This window comes from Bernardetia sp. (genome assembly GCF_020630935.1).
In the GTDB taxonomy this organism is placed as follows: domain Bacteria; phylum Bacteroidota; class Bacteroidia; order Cytophagales; family Bernardetiaceae; genus Bernardetia.
Genome location: NZ_JAHDIG010000066.1, coordinates 1 through 21,006, shown reverse-complemented (window position 1 = coordinate 21,006; position 21,006 = coordinate 1). Strand labels below are relative to the sequence as shown.

Sequence of the window (21,006 nt, the reverse complement as noted above, 5' to 3'; positions counted from 1 at the left end):
ATTTATTTATTTCTTACCTACCAAAACAGCTACACCTAGAAGAGCTATGGTAAGAAGAATACCACCAAGTTCGAAGAAAATAATGTAATCTGTCAGAAAAAGACGAGCAATTTCATCAAGTGTAGAAGTTTCTATAGTTGATGAAATTTCTTTTTTTGTAGCAAATGTTATCAATTTACCTCTCCAAATCCAACTTAAAAGTACTACAATAAGCAAAGTAGAGAAGGAAATACCAGAAAGTTTGTATTGCCAATCAGATACAATTTTTTCATCTGATATTTTATGAACAAACATAATTCCGAAGAGCAGCAACACCACAACTCCACCCACATAAATAGCTAAGTGTGTAGCAGCCACAAAATCAGCACCCTGTAAAACAAAAAGTGCAGCCACTCCAAGCATTGCTCCTAGAAAAGAAAAAGCTGATTTAACAACTTCCCTCTGATACCAAACACTCAAAGCACTCAGAATAACAATACTTCCAAAAATGATTTCTAAAATTTTTATAGTATTCATATAAACAAAATTACAATAAAAAAGGACAAGATTTTAACTTGTCCTAATTTTCTTAGCTTTTGGTCTGCTCTAACGAGACGACCTAAATAAATCTTAGCCGTTGTTGGTGTCTCACCAACGACAACCACTACAAACTAATGTCCTCCTTTTTGGCAACACATAGGCAAATCATTATAAGCACCAGATTCGGCTGTTACACCGTCAGCATCGTAACCAACACCAGCAATCATTTTTCTAATCGCCTCTGGATTGGTTTTTTTAGGATTGAAAACTACTGTGGTTTCTTTTTTATCCAAATCAACAGTTACAGACTTGATGCCTTTTTCTTGAATGAGCGATTCTTCAATGCGTTCCTTGCACATTCCACATTGGATAGATTCTGTTTTGATAACAATACTTTCCTTCTTAGTAGGTGTAGAAGCGTGTGATGTTCCAGCAAAAGCAAAAAGGATGAAAACGAGTGAAAATAAGATAGATTTCATAAAATTGGGATTTATATAATTAAAGTTTGATTAAATTAAAATTTAGAAATAAAAACGAAGACCTGCATAGCCCATCGCTCCCATAATTGGAGCATAAATATTGCTTGTGTCAAATCTTTCTCCAAAAGGATTATCAGCGTTGATAATTGGGTTGGGTTGTGAGTAATTTGTTAAATTCTCCCCACCAATATAAACTTCAAGAGGTTTATTTGAGATTTTGAAATTACGTGTAATCTGTGCGTTCATTAAGAAATAGGCTGGACTTTGAGAACTTTCAATGATTTGATTGTCGTTATTCTCATCAAAAGAAGCTGGCAGACGTTGCGAGCCGATAAACTGTCCAGTCCAATCGAAAGCCCATTTTTTATTTTTTGTTTTGTATTCCAAGTTAGTAAAGAAACGATGTTTGGCTGTATAAGGTACGGCAACCAACTCATTATTGATAGTCGTTTTGACATCATAATATTTATAGGCAAAAATGATGTCAAAACCTTTCAAAAGTTCGTATTCTGCTTGTGCTTGGAAACTATTAGCATACGATTCTTCATCAAGATTGCTAAAACGAATTTCAGACGGATTTTCTACATTCAGAACCACTTGATTTTCGAAGTCTGTTCTATAAAAATCTAGCGTGATTTTTCCTTTGCGCTCTGCTATTTCAAAGCCTTGTACAAAACTAGCTCCCATATTCCAAGCAATTTCTGGATTTAGATTTTGAGGTAGAAACAAACTTCTTGAACTAGCAAAAAAACGAGCATTCTCCACAATCGGATTGGCTACACGAAATCCACGCCCTGCCGAAGCACGAAATACTGTGTTTTCAGCAGCGTTCCATTTTAGATTTAAGCGAGGAGAAATCTGTGTTCCATACAGATTATGAAAATCAGAACGTACACCAGCCACAATCGTAACATCTCCATCTTGATTGAAAGTATATTCTGTAAAAATAGCAGGAATTTTTTCTTTCCTTAAAGGAATAATATATGCTTCTGCATTATCTCCTATTGAATAATCGATATAGACTCGTGAAGTATAGTTATAAACATAACTCACACCACTACGAAGCAAATGTTTTTTAGAAATATTCCAATCTAAAATTCCATTGTAGAAAAAATACTTTTCTTCGCCGTCAAAAAACTTTCTTCCCCAAACTTGATTGAGTTTATGATAATTTGCTGTGAGTTGGTTTCCAAAGTTTAGATTTTTACTCAGAAAAAGACCTAGTTTTCCCCAAACTTCAGTTCTACTTGTATTCATTTCTACACCATACGCATTTTGTTCTACAAATTTAAAATTTGATTTTCCATAATTTGTAGATTGGTAATCTACTTGTCCTCCATATCTGTTTTCATCCAAAACACGAATGCCAAACTGTGTTTCAAACTTTTTTCCTTCGTATTTCCAACGGTTCAAAACATTGAATTGTCTGTATTTTGGTAAATCTAAAAAGCCATCATTATTTCTATCATTCTCCATTACAGAACCACTTGCATGCAGAAGTGTTGCTGATTGCCACTTAGAGTTGATATGATGGATAAGGTTTAGATTTGCTTCCATTCTACCATTCGGATTCAAATAAAGATTAAAAAGATTTTCATTTTCTTCTTTCTTTTTGGTTGGAGAAGCAAGCTGCGTATTGATTTGTCCAGTAATAGATTCATATCCATTGACTACCGAACCTGCACCTTTATTGATGTCAATAGAAGAAACCCACGTTCCAGAAATAAAGCCTAGTCCAGAGCGAACATTCAGACCTCGCATCATCGGCATTCCTTCTACTAAAAGTTGAGAATACACCCCATCAAGTCCTAGCATTTTTATTTGACGAGAACCTGTAACAGCATCGGCAGTAGTGGCATCAACAGAAGCATTGGTTTCAAAACTTTCTGAAAGCGTACAACAAGCTGCTTTTTTGAGGTCATTTGTTGTTATAGTTTCAGTCTGACTAACCAAAATATCATCCGTATTGCCTTCTACCACAACATCAGCAAGAGAGGAAGATTTTAAGGTTATATTTATAAAAGATTGACCTTCTATAGAAATTGTATCTGATTGGTAGCCTGTGTAGCTAATAACTAAATCGTCTGTTTGAGAGATTCTTTTAAGTTGAAAGTTACCATTTTCATCGGTAGTTGTGCCGATAGTTGTTCCTTTCCAAACAACATTGGCAAAAGGCAAAGCAGAAAGCGAATCAGAATTTGATTGAGAAGTTTCTGAAACTTTTCCTTTTATAAAGGAATTATCTTGTGCAAATAACGAGATAGGCAGCAAAAAAAACAGGATAGCTACCATAAATTTACACACAGTAAAATTATATTTTTTCATTGGTATTGAATTTATTAAGGTTGATATATTGGTCGTTGGTGAGGACACCAACAACGGCGTGGAGTGTGAAAATGTAGCGCATACTTTATGTATGCGAACAGTAAAAAAACTTTGTCAATGGTCTTGACAATAGTTAATTCATTTCGCCTACCAACGAAACACCTGAATAAAAACAATATAGAGTTTGCCCAACTTCCAATTGGGTGGAGGAAGGTCTGTAAAGTGAAGGATTTGAAAAGCTGTAAAAATTGGCTTTTCAGTAAGGTTTTTAAAATAATTTTGAGAAGGAAGAAGAGCTACAAAATGATCAAAATCAAAATGTGTTTTTTCTAAAGCAATAGCTTCAAAATCGATCTTTTCATAGATAGTTTCTGTATCACAACAATCGTCTTTTGAGTTTTCAGAAAAAGAATGATTTTTTTCTTGTTCTACTTCTGCAATAAGTTTTGCTAACTTCTGTTCTGATATTTTACAACAACATTTCTTTGTTTTGACAAGAATAGAAGTATTAGTCATTCCACTCATCTGACAATAATGCTCAATAATAGGCAGCCCTACCGAACCCAAAATGATTTGGAGAGAAAGCCAAAAGCAAATAATTGTAGTATGGAATTTATAGAAAATCAATATATTATGATTGTTTTATAGAACTACTTGACTTGATAAACAAGTTTAATGCAACAAAGTTATACTATTTATACGTAAAAACTCAATTTAAGGGTTTCATTTTTAAGATTTCTGTATAGCTTTGTATTTCATTAACAACGAACGACAAAAAACATTCTAATTTTTTCCAAAATTTATTTACATTTTTTAGTATTTATGAACTTTGAATATTTATTAACAGCCCAAGGACTGACAAGTCTTTTTATCCTTGCACTTTTAGAAATTGTATTAGGAATAGACAATATTATCTTTATTAGTATTATTGCAGGGAAAGTCCCACCTGAAAAACAAAACTCTACTCGTCTGATAGGTCTAGCCTTGGCATTAGTTGTGCGTATTTGTCTTTTGTTTGGAATTACGTGGCTCGTTGGACTGACAGCAACCGTTATTGATGCTACAGGTTTTATTCATTCGTTAGGAATAGAAAAAGATTTGGGAGAAGGTGGAAAGCTCTCTTGGAAAGATATTATTTTACTTGCTGGAGGTTTGTTCTTAATTTATAAAAGTACGACAGAAATCCACGACAAAATGGAACTTACTGAAGAAGAAGAAGCTCCAAAAGTGGGTAGTAATGCCGTAGCAGCAGCTATTTTTCAGATTATTTTGGTAGATATTGTATTTTCATTTGACTCTATCCTTACGGCTGTCGGAATTGTAAAAGAAGTTTCTGTAATGATAGTAGCTGTTATTATTTCTATGATTGTAATGATGCTCTTTGCTGCAAAGATTAGTGATTTTATCAATAATAATCCCACTTTCAAAATGCTTGCCCTATCTTTCTTGATTCTGATTGGTTTCCTCTTAGTTTTAGAGTCTTTAGATGTACACGTAGAGAAATCGTATGTTTATGTAGCGATGGCGTTTGCTTGTGTTGTTGAAATTTTGAATATGAGAGTGCGTAAAGGTACGCAGAAAAGTAGAAATATTATTCCAATGGGACTTTCTGTTCCTGTTCCCTATATGCAAGACATAGAGGAAAAAGAAGAAGAGAAGAACAACTAATTTACAACTACTTTTTTATACAATAAAGTTGTTTAAGAATAGACAAATAACCGTCGTTGAGGCTCAAAATACAGCCGTCAACGAGGATAAATTACCCTAAACGACGGTTTTAAACCTCGTTTACGGTTGAAAAAATACATTCTTAAACAACTTCAATTTTAAAAAGCATTAGAAAAAACTTCTAATGCTTTTTTTATCTATTGATTTATGCTCCAAACGGAAAACTTAACGGTTGGCTATCCTTCCAAAATTATTTTGGAAAATCTCAATCTGCATTTAGAAAGAGGAAAACTAACAGCACTTTTAGGAGTAAATGGGGCTGGCAAATCTACTTTACTCAGAACGATTGCAGGCATACAAAAACCCATAGCAGGAAGTGTGTTTTTTAGTGATAACATTTCACGTAAAAAAAATGAAAAGGTTATTCATAAGCTATCAAAAAAAGAAATAGCCAAAAAGATAAGTTTGGTCTTGACAGAACAAGCAGCCACAAATCGCCTAACTGTAAGAGAACTGATTGCACTAGGGCGTTATCCTCATACCTCTTGGAGAGGGAGTTTTGATAGTCAAGACAAAAAAGTAATTGATTGGACTTTAGAAGCCGTCAGTATGAATGAATATGCTGATGTTCCGATAGGAGAACTTAGTGATGGCTTGCGCCAAAAAACAATGATTGGACGTGCGCTTGCACAAGAAGGAGATATTTTAATTTTAGACGAACCGACAGCACACTTAGATTTGGTAAATCGTAGTGAAGTAATGCTACTTTTGGCTCAAATAGCTACTGATTTTGACAAAGCAATTTTAGTTTCTACTCACGAGCTAGATTTAATTTTACAAATTGCTCATACATTGTGGCTTATATCGTCGGAAAATGAATTAAATCAAAAGGGAAAACTCCAAAACCGTAAACTTTTAGTGGGCTTGACAGAAGAGTTGGTTTTGAATGGTGAGCTTGCCAATACATTTGTGCGTCCTCCTCTTTATTTTGATAGAGAAAAAGGTAATTTCAAAATTCAGAATAAAGAAAAAAAAGCAGCTTTTTTCTTACAGGGTGATGCAATAGGAATACATTGGACAAAAATAGCATTAGAAAAACAGGGGATTCATACCGATATTTTAGAACTAAATGTTGGTACTAAGGATAGTTTGATTATTAAAGTTGTAAAGCAAAGTGAAAATAGTTGGAAGTGGATTTTTAAAGAGAAAGAGTTTCTAAGTTTGGAAAAAATAATTGTATTATTATCTGATAAGAAAAACTACTAAAATACTCCTTTTAAGTTTTTTTATTCATTGATTTATAGACGTTTATACAAAAATAGTTTATTTGATGAGCTGTTTTTAGTATTTAGTACTGGAGTGATATTTTTCATTAATAGTGATTTTTTTATTTGTTTTTTCAAAAGTTGTTGTTAGATTTGCCTCATCAAAAATATGATTTATTTTATTTTTGAAACATAGGTGGTATCTGAAAAACCTTTAAATAGAGTAGGAAAATTACTTAATATTATTAATCTTAACTTAAGATGAAAAACAAATTGAAATTGAAAAAAGAAAAAATCGTTGTTTTGACAGACGAACAACAAGCATCTGTAAACGGTGGAGCTGAATTAGCTTTGACAGGAAGTCGTTTAATCGTTTGTGGTTCTAAGAAAAAATGTAGTGCTTCATGTAAAGGTCTTGTTTGTATTCCTTTATAATCGAAAGCGAAATAAAAAGAGAATCTAAATCATAATTTTAGATTCTCTTCTGTTTTATAAAAAACGAAGATGAAAAATAAATTAAAATTAAAAAAAGAAAAAATTATTTTTTTGACAGATGAACAACAAGCATCTGTAAATGGTGGAGCTGAGTTAGCTTTGACGGGAAGTCGTTTTCTTAGTTGTGGTTCTAGAAGCAAATGTACTTACTCGTGCAAAGGAATTATTTGTATTCCTTTATAAGATATATATCTATTTAGCTTTTTCCACAGTAACAAGCAATTCAGCTAGATTAAAGTGTTATAATATGTGTAGTTATAAAAAAATAGCCTTTTTAATCATTATTAGTTTTTTCTTAATTATTAGAACAAGTAAGGCTCAATTACATCAGGTAATCTCTGATAATCTTAGTGAACAAGTTGAAATATTAGCATTAGGTGACCCAAATCATTATGAAGGAACTATAAATACGCACCGTATAGGCTTGATAAAAGAGTTGGTTAAGAATAAAAAATTTAGAGTGATTGCATTCGAATCCAATACATTTGAAATGTATCATTCTTATAAGAAATTCAAGCAATCAAAAAATCCCACAGACTTATTTAATGGGATGTATGCAAATTTTAAGTGCCAAGAGTTAGTTGAGTTATTTGATTTTGTAGAAGAACAAAATAAAAAAGGAGATTCTATTATAATTGCAGGTTTTGATACTAATTATTCAGGTAGCAAGACAATGGAGTATCTTCTTCTTTCTCTTGAGAAATACCTCAAAAATAAAAATATTTTATCCATAGAAGAGAAAAAAGAATATTTTAATAATTTAGAAAAATCATCTATTGTCAACTTAAGAGTTTTATTTATGAATGGAGATAAGGTTATTTCTGAACTTATTCCTCCAACAAAAAAAATAATAGCTGCTTTAGAAGCAGCACAAAATAAAACACAAGATGAAAGATTTTTAAGACAACAGTTACGAAATATCCTTCAACTAAGAGAAAACAGAAATGATGAAGAAGCAATGAGTTTTTGGAATAGAAGAGACTATTATATGATTGATAATATTGAGTTTCTTAAAAAAGAATATCCAAACCAAAAAATAATTTTGTGGGGCGCTTCTGGACATTTTTTGAAAGATGCTAAAAAAGTAAATATTCCCTTTTTTCAAAATGAAAAACTTGTTATCATCGGACAAAGATTGAAAGAAAAATATAAAGAAAAATACTTTCTTATCAGCTATTCAGCTTTATCTGGAAAACGAAAAGTAGCCTTTGGAAATGCTAAAATTGATACGCCAAAAGAAAATACACTTGAATACATAGCTCTTCAGAAAAGTATAGAAGAAAAAACTACATTCTATCTAATGAATTTCTCTTCACAACTTGATATTCCTCCAACAAAACAAAAAGAAAAAATTAATTCTAGAATACTTGGGCATTCTGATACAGAAATGGAAATACAAGAAGTTTGTGATGCTGTAATATTCTTAGACAACTGCCAACCTTACACGAAATTTAAAGAAAAATAATATGAAACTAGGGATTCTTGATTTAGGACTTATTTCACTAGATACAAAAGAAACTTCTGCTGATGTGCTGAATAACACGTTTTCTGCTGTACAGCTTGCAGAAGAATTAGGTTTTGAAAGATATTGGTTAGCTGAACATCATGCTCCTGATACAGCTTGGAGAAATACAGACTTAATGGTGGCAATGGCTGCAGGCTTTACAGATAAAATAAAAGTTGGTTCGGCTGGTGTGATTGTATCGGTAAACAATCCGTATAGAGTAGCAAATAATTTTCGTTTGGCTTCTGCTTTATATAGTGATAGAATCGAATTAGGATTGGCACGAGGTTCTGTTACAGAAACGTATGCTAAACATTTGCTAGATATTGATATCGATACTGTAGATTTGGAAAAAAAATATGAAGATTTGATACTTTTCTCACGAAATCAGCATTCTCAAGTACCTGTACCTCCTTATGGAACAAAAAGCCCAACTCTTTGGGCATTAAGCAGTGGAGCTGGAGGAATGGCAAATGCTATTACACACAATTTAGATTATTGCATTTCATTATTTCATGGAAATGAGTGGAATAAAGAATTAGCAGATGCTATTAAGAAATTTAGAGATGTTTTTTATGAAAGAAATGAACGTATTCCTAATGTGGTTATTGCTTGTGCAGGAGTTTGTAGTGATACAAATGAAAATGCAGAATTAAAATTAAATAATTTCTTAGGTAATGGCTCTACATGGAAGCCCAATATTACAGGCTCGCCTGAAAAATTTCATGAAGAATTTGAAAAATTGACGAAAGATTCTGGAGTAGAAAACTTTGTATTTTGTGATTTGTCGCATGCTTCTTTAAAAGAAGAAAATTTGCACCACTTAAGTAAACTAATAGAAAAAGAAGTATATGTTTAAAAAAGAAGATGTTTCAATATATTTTGATAATCAAAGTGATGTTTTTTTTCAAAATTCTAGCCTTTTAGGAAACTTAGGAAGTCTGTATCTTTTAGGTAATATAGATGCTTCAAAAGCAGAAAAATTATTAGAAGAATTTTACAAAGAAATACAAAATGCTCCTTTTGTGCCTTCAAATATCTATGGACTTTCAGGTATTGGACTTTTGCTCTCTTATTTAGATAAGGTAAGTCCGTCTGTATTTGCTTCTCATAAATCAGAGTTTATAGTAGATTTTGCTGATGATATTTATGAGAATGCTCTTCAAATGGCAAAAGATGTGAATTATGATACATTTGAAGGTCTTGTGTCAGTGCTTAATTTTTTTATTGCAGCTCAAGAAACGCAGAAAGTACATCAAACACTTCTATTGTTACAAAATACGGCTCAAAAGCTCTATGATGCGGACAAACTAACTGATTTAGGTCTAGCACATGGTATTTGTGGAATTATAGCAGGGTTGTGTAAAGGTTTTTTGTTTTTAAAAGATACATTAGAAAAAGAAAAAAAAGAACAACTTCAAACTACGATTTCTACTCTGACAGAGTACCTATTATCACACTCATTAGAAAACAATAGTTATTGTTTTCCAATGAGTGTGGGAGAGAAATATAGTAGATTAGCTTGGTGTTATGGTGATTTGTCAGTAGCTGTTGCTCTAACGTGGGTAGCTTTAGTATTACCTAATAATCAGAAAATAAGGGAAAAACTTTATTCCGTTTTAGAAAACGCTATTGAATTGGCAGATGCTAAGAGAAACTATTTGGTCAATTCAAATGATGCTACTTATGATTTAGGAATCTGTCATGGGTTGGCAGGAAATTGCTTGATTTTTAAGAGAATCAATGAGATTTTTCCAAAAAAAGAATTACAAACTGAAATAAAAAGACTTGAAGCTGAAATAGCTAAGGTTTTAGAAAAAAATAAATTTAATACCAAATTACCTATTCCTAATCAAGCCAATGAAATTATTTGGCAAAGTGATTTCTCTCTTTTAGAAGGACTTTCTGGTGTTCTTCTTTTATATTTTGATGATGAAATACAAAAAGGTTGGGATAGTTTTCTCCTAACAGATTTTCCTGCTAATTTTTAGTGAAAAAGTATAGTGTTAATAGTATAATTATAGTTTGAATAAGTTATGAATTATTATTTTTTACGTTCTCCTCTCAATCCATTATTTACAGAACAAGAAGCTGACGAACAAGCCATATTTTTATCTTCTCCAGAGTTTTATTCTGTAATTCAAGAATATAAAAAAGGAAATGTAAAGGAAGAGAAGTTAGAAAAATATCAAATATCTAAAACAAAATATGATTTGCGTTCTCGTTTTCGTTGTACTCCTTTTGGAGCTTTTTCGGGAATACATGCTGGTGAAATGACTGACACAACAAGTAGTTTTTTGCATAAAGGAGTAAAAAAATACCATATTTCGTTAGATATGTCTGTTCTTTCTAATTGGGTAGAAAAACTACATCAAATTTCTGAACTGGTTGAGCTATTGAAATTATATCCAAATACAACATTATACCAACAAGCTGAAAACTTTAGGTTCATAGAACATTATAAAGCGAACAACAACCGTAGAAAATATGCTATTACAAAAGTAGAGTGGGATGAATTTTTAGACAAAATCATAGAGTTTTGTAAGGGTGGAAAACAAATTAGTCAAATTGCTCAGATGCTCTTAGCATTTGACATTACTTTAGAAGAAACGACAGAGTTTGTGCAAGAATTGGTAAAAGAACAAATATTAGTTACCGAATTAGATTTGAAAGTGACAGGAACTTTATTTGAGCAAAATTTGTGTCTCCAACTCAGAGAGTTACTAGCTTCTTATCCACATTTGAGAGAGGTAGATTTCTTAAAAAAATCAGAGGCTTTATTGTTAGATTTAAGTAGTTATTATCAAGAAAATAAATTAAATAATAAAGATTTATTAGCTTTTTCCAAGAGATTTAAAGAGTTAGAAATACCTTTCGAACTAACTACATTATTTCAAGTAGATACTGTACTTTCTTTAGAAGAATCTCAACTCAACCCAAGAATAAAAACAGACATTGCACAGACTGTGAAATTATTGGCTAAGGCAGAAGTTTTCCAAGAACAACAGCTTTTAGAAGAATTTAAAGTGGCATTTCTGCAACGCTATGAGGAAAGAGAAGTGCCTTTAATGCATGTACTTGACCCTGAAAATGGATTAGGGTATCCATTAAAATCACAATCACAAAATGATGCTGCTCCTTTATTAGAAGGAATGCCATTACGAAGATTAAAATTTGTAAATCAAGAAAGTAAAAATAACAAGTGGAGTTCTTTACTCAGAAAAAAGTTTATTGCTGCACTCAAAAATGAGGAAAATAGTATAAAAATAGAGGAAAAAGATGTGAAATCTCTATCAGCAGAAGATAATGTAAATAAATTACCTCTAACTTATTCATCTTTAGTGAATATTTTGGCAGAATCTCACGATGCGATTGACAGGGGAGAGTATAAAATCAAACATGTACTTACTTCTGGTTCTTCAGCTATAAATCTATTAGGAAGGTTTTGCCATGCTGATAAAAATACAGAAAAATATACCCTAGAAATAGCAAAAAAAGAACAAGAAATAACAGAGGATAAAATTTTGGCTGAGATAGTTCATTTACCTGAATCTCGTACAGGAAATATTATTGCTCGTCCTAAATTACGTGATTACGAAATTCCTATTGGAGTTTTGCCTTCTGAAAATTCTGAATCTGTATATCTGAATGATATTATGGTTTCTGTAACAGAAGAAAAAATAAAATTGCGTTCTAAAAAGTACAACAAAGAGATACTTCCTAGAATGGCGAATGCTCATAATTTTAGTTTTGGAGAAGTTCCTGTATATCGTTTTCTGTGTGATTTGCAAGCACAAGGAACAATCAATGATTTGACTTTTAATTGGGGAGAGCTATCTTCAGAGCCTTATTTGCCTAGAGTGGAGTATAAAAATGTAATACTTTGTTCAGCACAATGGAAAATAAATCTGAAACGTATTGGGTTAGATAAGAAAAAATCAACAGAAGAGGCTTTGTCTATTTTGCGAAAATATTTTCAAGACAATAATATTCCCAAACAGCTTACTTTTGGAGAGGGAGATAATATCTTGCCTTTATTTACAGAAAAAGATGATAATTTAGCTGTTTTTTGGCAAGAGTTACGCAAAAAAAATGAGATTACAGTAGAAGAAATGCTCTACCATTCGGATAATCTATTCATAAAAGATGAAAATGGAAATGGATATACCAATGAGTTTATTGTTCCATTTGAAAATAAGACAAAGACAGAAAACTTATCTAATGTTGCTTTAAATAAGGTTAATGAGATTTCTGTACAAAGAGATTTTTATGTCGGTTCAGAGTGGTTATATTTCAAAATCTACACAGGTGTCAAGACAGCAGAGGAGATTCTGACCACAATTATTCATCCTTTGTCAGAACACTTGATAGATAAAGAAATCATTCAAGAATGGTTTTTTATTCGTTATGCCGACCCAGAGCATCATTTGCGAGTGCGATTTAAAGGGACAGGCAATTTTTATGAAAGTTTGATAAGTATTATGTATCAAAACTTGGATGCTTACATAAAAAATGAGTTGGTATGGAAAGTTCAAATCGATACCTATCAACGTGAAATAGAAAGATATGGAGCTAAAAATATTGCTAATAGTGAATATTTATTTTTCAGAGATAGCGTAGCTATTTCTAAAATACTCTCTAATCTGAAGGATGAAAATCTGCGTTGGAAAGTAGGAATGCAAGGCGTAGATTATTTATTGAATGATTTTGGACTCTCCATAAGTCAGAAAAAAACAATTATGGAGTTTTTATCTGTGGCATTTTTGAAAGAGTTTGCTATTGAAGGTTCTTCAAAGATAAAGTTACTTGCCAAAAAATATAGAGATAATAGAAAAGAAATTGAAACGATACTCAGTAATAGGGATACAACTCTTTATGACCAAATTTATGAAGAAAGAACTCAAACAACACAACCTATAATTGCTTTCATAAAAGAGTTGCGTAAAAATTCAGAACTAGAGTTACCACTTGAAGACTTGATAGCCAGTTATATTCACATGTTTTTGAATAGATTTTTTAGGTCAAATCAAAGAAAACATGAATGTATGATTTATTATATGCTTCATCAACATTATCGCTCTTGTGAGGCTCGTCAGAAGAAGAAAAAAAAGACAGAATTGGTATTAAACTAATAAAATTATTGTAAAAAAAAGGAGGTTGTAATTTTATAAGCTCCCTTTGCTTTCTATCAAATCTTTGAAAAATTAGTGTAAATCAGATAGTGCATTAAAAATAGCAATCAATAATAACAAAAAACTTGCAATGAGGGAAAAAAGTCCAACTCTATCCCATTTCAAATAGGTATCGTTTGCTCTTGAACTAATAGCATAGTTTACCATAGATGTTATGAAAAAAGCTAGACCTAATCCGAATATATTCAAATGCAGAGTGGTTGAAAGTACAAATCCAAAAGCTATACAAGATAGATTGACAAGTAGTAGGTTACTCCAGTCTTCTTTGTTCTTCTTCTGTCTTTTATTCATACTTTCTAGACTTCTTTTCTAAGCCTTGCTACTGGAATATTCAACTGTTCTCTGTATTTAGCAACTGTACGGCGTGCAATCTGATAGCCTCTAGCACGAAGGAGTTTTTCTAGTTTGTCATCAGAATAAGGTTTGCGTTTGCTCTCGTCTTCAATGAGTTTCTTTAAGATAGCTTTTACTTCTTTGCTACTTACATCTTCACCCGAATCGGTCTGAATACTTTCAGAGAAGAAGTATTTTAATGGAAAAACTCCAAAGTCTGTCTGAACCGATTTACTATTGGCTACCCTAGAAACTGTCGAAATATCCATTCCAATTTCGTTGGCAATGTCTTTCAAAATCATTGGACGAAGTTTAGAGTCTTCTCCTTCTAAGAAAAACTCTCGCTGATATTCCATAATAGCACTCATTGTTTTGAGTAGTGTCTGTTGGCGTTGTTTTATGGCATCAATAAACCACTTGGCAGCATCTAATTTTTGCTTTACAAAAGAAACTTCTTGCTTTAGTTTTTTATCTTTTTTATCACTCTTATCATAACTCTCCAACATATTTGTATAGTTTCTACTAATATGAAGCTGAGGTGCATTCCTAGAATTGAGTGATAAGTCAAGTTTTCCATTATTATATTTTATAGTAAAATCTGGAATTACATATTGGACTTTTACCATCCCAGAACCCGAACCACCTGGTTTGGGGTTGAGTTTTAGAATAACTCCCATTGCAGCTCTTAACTCGTCTTCTGAAAGGTTGAGTTTTCTCTGAATCTTTTTAAAATGCTTTTTCTTAAATTCCTCAAAACACATAGAAATAATATGAATAGCATCTTCCAAAACTTTGAACTCTTCTTTATTTTCTACTGCTTTTTCTTGCTCTATTTTTTCTTTTCTATTTTTTTCTAGTCTTTTGAGTTGGATTAATAGACATTCTTGTAAGTCCCTTGCTCCAATTCCTGCTGGGTCAAATTGCTGAATGCGTCGTAGAAGTTTTTCTACTTCACTTCTATCTGTCTGAATATTTTGTATAAAAGCAAGGTCATTAACAATTGCGTCGATATCTCTACGTATGTAGCCATCATCGTCAATACTGCCGATAAGTTGCATTCCGATGGCGTGCATGCGCTCGTCCAAACGCAAATAACCCAACTGACGAGTAAGTTCATCTGTCAGAGAGCTTACAGAAGAAATCGGCATATCTCGCTCTTCTTCTTGGTAGTTTCCATCGCCTTGCATTTTATAACCTGCTACATCGTCTCTATTCAAATAATCGTCGATATTTACGTCTGAACTAGAATCTTGAATAGAATCTAATGAAGTTTCAGAGTAATCCATTTCATCGTAGTCGTCGTTACCATCTTCTTCTTTGTCTTTCTCACGTCCTTCTTCTAAGGCTGGATTGCTTTCCAACTCTTCCTCTACTCTTGAATCTAATTCTGCTGTCGGAATTTGTAGGAGCTTGATAAATTGAATTTGTTGAGGAGATAATTTCTGACTAAGTGATTGTTTTACTGTTAATTTTTGCATAGGGATAGAAAGTTGAAAAAGTGAGCGTGTTAAGTATTTTTATCCTAAAGGGCAATTCAATACCTCGTTTATGGTTGGTTTTATTTTTAAAAAAATTTCAAAGTATAATTCTTTATTCTATTCTAAACGGAAAAAGAGCAAAGTCGTTTAGATAAATTTAAAAAAACTCATATTTTTTCAAAATTGGAACGAATTTTATGGTGATTTCTGATTTTTTGAAGGAAAAATAATGGCTTTAAGGCTTTTTAAATGAATTGTGAGACTACAATTTTCTAATTTTGTAGTATGAAATTACCTCAAATTGACAAGACTATTTTAGTTCATTTGGCTCTCTTTGCTGTGGCTCTGATTTATGGCGCAAATTACACGATTGCAAAAGAAGTAATGCCTACTTATATTTCTCCTTCAGCAACTATCTTGATGCGTGTTTTGGGAGCAACTTTTTTATTTTGGATTTTGGTAGGAGGCAAACGTCTTGTTTTGGCTGATAATAAGGAAAAAATTATTTTGCTTTTGAGTGCTATTTTTGGTGTAGTCGTCAATCAACTTTTATTTTTTGAAGGACTAGCCCGCACCACTCCTATCAATGCCGCTTTGATTATGACTACAACACCCTTGCTAGTTTTGGTAGTTTCGGCAATTAGTGGAGGGGAAAAATTTACATTTTTGAAAGCTCTAGGCGTTTGTCTAGGTCTTTTGGGGGCTGGCATGCTAATTAGTAGCAAGTCGGTAGCAGGAAATGTTGAATTTGATTTCAATTTGGGCGATTTATTTATTTTGCTCAATGCCACTTCATATGCTGTCTATTTGGTAATTGCCAAACCACTTTTGAAGAAATATTCTGCTCTTTCTATTAGTAAATGGATGTTTACGCTTGCCTTGCCTTTTGTTTTACCTTTTGGTTTTTCAAATTTGGGAACTACCAATTTTCAAGAAATGCCAGCCGAAATTTACGCAGGATTGGCTTATATTGTACTCTTTACTACTTTTTTTGCTTATCTCTTGAATGCTTGGGCATTGAGAAGTGTATCTTCTAGTGTAGTCGGAATTTATATTTATCTACAACCTGTTTTGGCTACTTTTATTGCTGTGGCATTAGACAAAGACTCACTGACAGTTACAAAACTTATTTGGGCTGCTTGTATATTTTTAGGCGTTTTTTTAGTGAGTAGAAAATAAATTAAATATTTGTTTGTACATTGTTAAATAAATGAGTAGCTTTATCTTTAAAAAAAACAAGTTTAATTATCAACACTAAACCTTATCACAGTTAATTTTGTAAAAAACATTTCTTTATAGTGTGGATTTTGCAACCCCAATGCTTTGGAGAAATAAGCACAATTTGGTTTTTAGTAAATCATTAATAATTAGCTCTATAAAAAGCTGTGATAACCTTTAATAATTTTTGATGTTAGATAAATTTATATACGAAGATAAAGAAGAGTTTAAAGCCAAATTAATAGCTCCAATTTTAGATAAGTCGGAAAAATATCAACTATTTTTATCTCAAATTACAGAACAAGAAAAAAAATGAAAAGGAATAGAGATAGGAATGGTAAATTATAGGGAAATTCTGCAAGCCAAAAAGAAATGGGATGCTATGCAATTAGAAAAACAGCAGTATGAAGATATGACTTTTTCTGTATTGGAGATGCTACAACGAATTATCACATTCTGTCAGAAAGATTATCTATTGGATAAGAAAAATATTGAAGGTCTCAAACAAGCTAAAAAATATTTTGAAGAAGCAAATTTTAATCAAACAGATAAGCATATAAAAAGCGAGTATATTGAAGAGTTGATATATAATTTTGCTGATAAATTTCCAGACAAAAAAAGCTATTCAGAAGCTCAAAAAGAAGAGTTGAGAATTATAGTGATTTTTGCTTTTCTGAAAGTGAGTATGCTGATATTTATAGAAGACTTTTCCTATATTCTTTCAAAAGAGCAATTAGAAAATCTCTATAAAAGTTTGGAAAGATTATTTTCTATTATTCCAAATCACAACTTGCTCAATTCTATGCTAACTTTAGCAGCTTTTACGCTTGATACAAATAAGAAAGCTAAATTGATACAGAATTTAGAAAAGGCAAAGAAAAATATAGATACGAGTTATGAGGCATTTTATGCGAGTAAAAAAGCACAGCAAGCAGGCAGTGCTTTAATTTCTCATGTTATTGGAGATTATTATATGCAGGAAAATAGGGATTTGGAGAAAGCAAAAGAGTATTTTGAAGAATCTTTACTAAAATACAAAGAACTTGCAGAAGATAATCCTTTGGAACATTTGCCATCGGTAGCCAAAGCATACAAATATTTGGCACATACATATTCCAGAAAAGAAAGCTATGTTTTAGCTGCTTTTTTCCATGAACAATGCCTTTTTATTCTAAGACGACTCTACAAAGTAAATCCAAAAAAATACGACTACGATTTTTCTGAACACGCATTTTATATGATTGGCTATCATCATAAAAAAATTGGAGATACAAAAAAAGCTATTGAATTGTGTGAATATTTTATTTTCAATGCTTCTGGAGAAGATGAACTTGTTTATACTTATGGTTATTTACTTCAAATTACAAGTTTTATGTTGTATGCAGAAGTAGAGTAACTTAATCGAATATGTTTTATCAATGTTCAAACGCAGATAGTAATTAAAGCTTATTACGATTATTTACGTAGGTCAGACTTCCTGTCTAATGAAAAAGATTAAAAAGACTTTATTTCAGTCAAAAACTAAGTTTTTGATTTTATCGTTTCTTATTATTTTAGCGTAGTGACTTTTGTATAGAAAGCAAAAATATATAAAAAATGCACACTCATAAAATAGATAAATATCTTCATCAAGATTTTTTAGAAGAAAAACGCAAAGACCCAATTACTGGCGATTTAATAGAAGTAGATAGTGAGATAGTTTTTTGTGCAAGATGTAAGTCTGCTTTTTTTAGAGAATCTTGGGAATTTATGGACAGAAGGCATTGTGGGCAAAACCAAACACTTCGAAACTTTCCCATCTCTAGGGAATTACTACTGAATGCCCCAATTATTAATCCTGCTTTTATTACGCCTTTGTCTTCTTCTTATAGTGTAGCAGAGTGGAACAAACATCTCAAAATATTTGAAGTAGAGGAAAAAAAGGCTGTCATACATCTAAAATCTACTTTTTTAGAGAGTTGGCAAGCAAGTAAAAGAATGATACAAAGCCCATTTTCTACATCACATTTTGAGGAGATAAAGAAGAAAACATCAAAAATAAAAAGTATTACAAATCCAATTGGAGAAAGTAAAAATATTTTTACCTTTTTTGATGAATATCCGATAGGTTTTATTTTCACATTATTTACAATAGCTTTTGCAGCCTATTCATTTATATTTTATGAAATGAGTGTACTTGTTTTAGCTATTCTAGGAACAATCTGGATAGGATTAGCCATAACATTCATCAACCAATTTTATAAGTTCAAATTACAGAATGTAGGAAGTAGGAAAAAAATCAGTATTTTTTCTTCTAATGTTTTAGTAGATTCTTATGAAGAAGTAAAAAGTTATAATTTATCAACTCTATTCGGAATAGTTGAGAATAAATTTTTTCTCTACAATGAAAAAAATAATTTTTTGTCTTTCTGTTTTCACGAAAAGAAAATAACTATCACTTACAAATCAGAAAAACGTTTGCTATTAGAGATTCAAGCACCGAACGAAGAGAAACAGATGTTTATGCTTGTATTTTTCTCTAAGCAAAGAATGACTAAATTTTTATCTACTTTGGCTAAACAGAAAAAACGATTTGATGATAAAAATAAGGTAAGCCTACTTCATTTTCCTGCCAATCAAGAAAAGCATATAAAAAGAAAATTGGGAACACATAAAGAGTTTGTTTTTGTCAGACCAACTCCAAAAGTAGCCCAAAAAGAACAGCTGAAAGATAATTCTAATAAAGAGGAGGGAATTATTAATCCAGTAGATTTAACAAAACTCAAGAAGAGCCAAAAAGTATCGAAGCAAAGCCAAAACAGAAATCGCCATCATCAGAACAGGCAACAAGCACAATATAGAAATTATAAAAGAAGATAAATTTTAGTAAATTGAAAAAATAATTAGTCAATTGATTATCAATGGGTTTAAATATTAAAGCAGTATAAAATTTTGAACTTAAAACGCTTAGAAATACAACTTAAAAAATGTTATCCACACATAGAAAAGTGGGGGCGTAAGCAAAATAATGACTGGGATAAAGAAACTAATTTTATTTACAAAGTAAGGCATTTTGGGCAACTAGAACATCATATAAAAATAAAATTTGAAAAGCAAAGTAACTTTAAGGAGTTGCGTATTTATACACTCAATCGATGGTATAATTTCTGGTCAGCACAAGGAGTAGAATATATTTTTTGTAGCTATCCGAATGTAGTCCCTCATTCAGACCCTTATCATCAGTATATAGATTTTTGGATTGATGAAATTCCCTTCGACCATAAAACAAGTGTTTTTCCAAAAAAATACAATCAAAGTATAGAGTTTGCTACATCTACTCCTCAAGATTTGATAAGATGGCTTTATGAAAATCAATCCAAACAAAAACGTTTTCACCTGCAAAATCGTCTTTTTTTAGTCTTACACGAAAAAAATGGACAGCATCAGAAGCTAAAGTCTGAAATTGGTATCTTGCAATCTGCCATAGAAAAATATTTAAGAGACTTTGACCCTAAAAATCTCAAAAAATTGGAGTTTGAAACCCATGAAGGAATAAAAACAGCCTACTCAGATTGTATTTTTATTGAGAGATAATCTAAAAGACTAAATTTTTCTGATTTGAAAATACTTTTTATTACTCCTTTGTCTCTTTTTTATAGAACTTCTCAAAGGCTTTATAAACAGCTAAATGAAGTATGGTTGCATGATTTTGGTCTAAAATAGGCTCATAAAAAAGTTGGATAGTTCCATTTTTAGTTGCTTCTAGCTTTTTGATAGCATCCACCAATTTATCGGCAACTTTGTGCATAACTGGATGCTCTTTTCCTAGTGATACAAAAATCTGTTTTTTGTAATCAGAATTTTTGCTTTTTTGTTCTTTTACATTTTTAGAAAGGGTTTCTAAAAATTCATCTCTCTTATTTATCATTCTTTGTTCGTCCCACCAAAGTGAAGGACTAACAATAATATAATTATCAAACAAATAGGGTTTTTTAAAAAGTATTTCGCTGGCTAAAAGTCCTCCTAAAGATTGTCCTATGATGGTTTTTTGAGCGTTTGTTTTGTAATTTTCATCTATCAAAGGTATAACTTCATTTTCTAGGTAATTGATAAAATTTTCAGAACCTCCACTCGTAGGAAGGTCTTTCAAATCTCTTTTATCTTGGCTTGGATAGGTAAAATCTCTATATCTTGATTTTCCTAAATTAGAGATTCCAACTACAATAGATTTGGGCAAAATATCATACATATTCATAAACTGAACTAACCCTGCAATATGTGGAAAATCCTCATTTTGAGAGCCATCTAATACATAAATAACAGGATAAGTTATTGTAGAATCTGGGTGATAGTCTTGTGGTAGATAAATATTTAGTGTTCGTTTTTCGCCTAGTTTCTTGGACTCAATTTCTTCAACTATGCCAAATGGAAAAACTTTTTTGTTTTGTGCAGATGCTGAAAATAATAAAAATAGAAACAAGGATGAGAGAATATACTTTTTCATTTTTGGTGGTTGTTGAATGTAAATTTTATTCAAATGTAATCAAAAAT

Annotated in this window: 20 protein-coding genes; 13 read left to right on the top strand and 7 right to left on the bottom strand. The window is 31.6% G+C overall.

Features of this window, described 5'->3' with window-relative positions; all coding sequences use genetic code 11:
* Positions 1-6: 6 nt before the first annotated feature.
* From QZ659_RS16260 to QZ659_RS16245, 4 genes are all read right to left on the bottom strand, one after another.
* The gene (locus QZ659_RS16260; RefSeq protein ID WP_291727374.1) at positions 7-516 is read right to left on the bottom strand and encodes an NADH-quinone oxidoreductase subunit J; all 510 of its coding nucleotides are present in this window, start codon (positions 514-516) and stop codon (positions 7-9) included.
* A gap of 134 nt (positions 517-650) precedes the next feature.
* Positions 651-998, bottom strand: coding sequence for a heavy-metal-associated domain-containing protein (locus QZ659_RS16255; protein ID WP_291727372.1), 348 nt, complete (start codon positions 996-998; stop codon positions 651-653).
* Between the two features lie 42 nt (positions 999-1,040).
* A complete protein-coding gene (locus QZ659_RS16250; protein WP_291727370.1) occupies positions 1,041-3,323 on the bottom strand; it encodes a TonB-dependent receptor in 2,283 nt (760 codons plus the stop codon).
* A gap of 147 nt (positions 3,324-3,470) precedes the next feature.
* On the bottom strand, positions 3,471-3,950 hold the full coding sequence (locus tag QZ659_RS16245; RefSeq protein WP_291727368.1) for an HYC_CC_PP family protein: 480 nt from the start codon (positions 3,948-3,950) through the stop codon (positions 3,471-3,473).
* 195 nt (positions 3,951-4,145) lie between these two features.
* On the opposite strand from QZ659_RS16245, the gene QZ659_RS16240 reads away from it, so the two are divergent.
* The 8 genes from QZ659_RS16240 (at position 4,146) to QZ659_RS16205 (ending at position 13,387) form a co-directional block, all read left to right on the top strand.
* Positions 4,146-4,991 carry a TerC family protein gene (locus QZ659_RS16240; RefSeq protein WP_291727366.1) on the top strand — a complete coding sequence of 282 codons (846 nt, stop codon included), beginning with the start codon at positions 4,146-4,148 and terminating at the stop codon, positions 4,989-4,991.
* Between the two features lie 207 nt (positions 4,992-5,198).
* Positions 5,199-6,257 (top strand): ABC transporter ATP-binding protein, encoded by a 1,059-nt coding sequence (locus tag QZ659_RS16235; RefSeq protein ID WP_291727364.1) that lies wholly within the window; start codon positions 5,199-5,201, stop codon positions 6,255-6,257.
* 260 nt (positions 6,258-6,517) lie between these two features.
* Positions 6,518-6,691 (top strand): class I lanthipeptide, encoded by a 174-nt coding sequence (locus tag QZ659_RS16230; RefSeq protein ID WP_291727362.1) that lies wholly within the window; start codon positions 6,518-6,520, stop codon positions 6,689-6,691.
* Between the two features lie 69 nt (positions 6,692-6,760).
* Positions 6,761-6,934, top strand: a complete 174-nt coding sequence (locus tag QZ659_RS16225) for a class I lanthipeptide (RefSeq protein WP_291727360.1) — start codon at positions 6,761-6,763, stop codon at positions 6,932-6,934.
* Positions 6,935-6,998: 64 nt separating this feature from the next.
* A complete protein-coding gene (locus QZ659_RS16220; protein WP_291727358.1) occupies positions 6,999-8,216 on the top strand; it encodes an erythromycin esterase family protein in 1,218 nt (405 codons plus the stop codon).
* Between the two features lies 1 nt (position 8,217).
* A complete protein-coding gene (locus QZ659_RS16215; RefSeq protein ID WP_291727356.1) occupies positions 8,218-9,114 on the top strand; it encodes an LLM class flavin-dependent oxidoreductase in 897 nt (298 codons plus the stop codon).
* Positions 9,107-10,246: a lanthionine synthetase LanC family protein gene (locus QZ659_RS16210; RefSeq protein ID WP_291727354.1), complete on the top strand. Its 1,140-nt coding sequence runs from the start codon at positions 9,107-9,109 to the stop codon at positions 10,244-10,246. Before QZ659_RS16215 ends, QZ659_RS16210 begins: the two co-directional genes overlap by 8 nt.
* Before the next feature lie 45 nt (positions 10,247-10,291).
* Positions 10,292-13,387: a lantibiotic dehydratase gene (locus QZ659_RS16205; protein ID WP_291727352.1), complete on the top strand. Its 3,096-nt coding sequence runs from the start codon at positions 10,292-10,294 to the stop codon at positions 13,385-13,387.
* 72 nt (positions 13,388-13,459) lie between these two features.
* On the opposite strand, the gene QZ659_RS16200 is transcribed toward QZ659_RS16205, so the two are convergent.
* Together QZ659_RS16200 and rpoN are read right to left on the bottom strand one after the other, a co-directional pair.
* Complete coding sequence (locus QZ659_RS16200) at positions 13,460-13,738, bottom strand: hypothetical protein (RefSeq protein ID WP_291727349.1); 279 nt, start codon at positions 13,736-13,738, stop codon at positions 13,460-13,462.
* Positions 13,739-13,743: 5 nt separating this feature from the next.
* Positions 13,744-15,258 carry an RNA polymerase factor sigma-54 gene (rpoN, locus tag QZ659_RS16195; RefSeq protein WP_291727348.1) on the bottom strand — a complete coding sequence of 505 codons (1,515 nt, stop codon included), beginning with the start codon at positions 15,256-15,258 and terminating at the stop codon, positions 13,744-13,746.
* Positions 15,259-15,543: 285 nt separating this feature from the next.
* Here rpoN and QZ659_RS16190 point away from each other — a divergent pair, with 285 nt between their 5' ends.
* The 5 genes from QZ659_RS16190 (at position 15,544) to QZ659_RS16170 (ending at position 20,049) form a co-directional block, all read left to right on the top strand.
* A complete protein-coding gene (locus QZ659_RS16190; protein ID WP_291727346.1) occupies positions 15,544-16,437 on the top strand; it encodes a DMT family transporter in 894 nt (297 codons plus the stop codon).
* Between the two features lie 229 nt (positions 16,438-16,666).
* The gene (locus tag QZ659_RS16185) at positions 16,667-16,792 is read left to right on the top strand and encodes a hypothetical protein (protein ID WP_291727344.1); all 126 of its coding nucleotides are present in this window, start codon (positions 16,667-16,669) and stop codon (positions 16,790-16,792) included.
* An 18-nt stretch (positions 16,793-16,810) separates the two neighbouring features.
* A complete protein-coding gene (locus tag QZ659_RS16180) occupies positions 16,811-17,872 on the top strand; it encodes a hypothetical protein (protein ID WP_291727342.1) in 1,062 nt (353 codons plus the stop codon).
* A gap of 200 nt (positions 17,873-18,072) precedes the next feature.
* On the top strand, positions 18,073-19,335 hold the full coding sequence (locus QZ659_RS16175) for a hypothetical protein (protein ID WP_291727340.1): 1,263 nt from the start codon (positions 18,073-18,075) through the stop codon (positions 19,333-19,335).
* Positions 19,336-19,407: 72 nt separating this feature from the next.
* On the top strand, positions 19,408-20,049 hold the full coding sequence (locus tag QZ659_RS16170; RefSeq protein WP_291727338.1) for a hypothetical protein: 642 nt from the start codon (positions 19,408-19,410) through the stop codon (positions 20,047-20,049).
* A gap of 40 nt (positions 20,050-20,089) precedes the next feature.
* On the opposite strand, the gene QZ659_RS16165 is transcribed toward QZ659_RS16170, so the two are convergent.
* Entirely contained in the window at positions 20,090-20,959 is an 870-nt protein-coding gene (locus QZ659_RS16165) for an alpha/beta hydrolase (RefSeq protein WP_291727336.1), read from the bottom strand.
* Between the last annotated feature and the right edge of the window lie 47 nt (positions 20,960-21,006).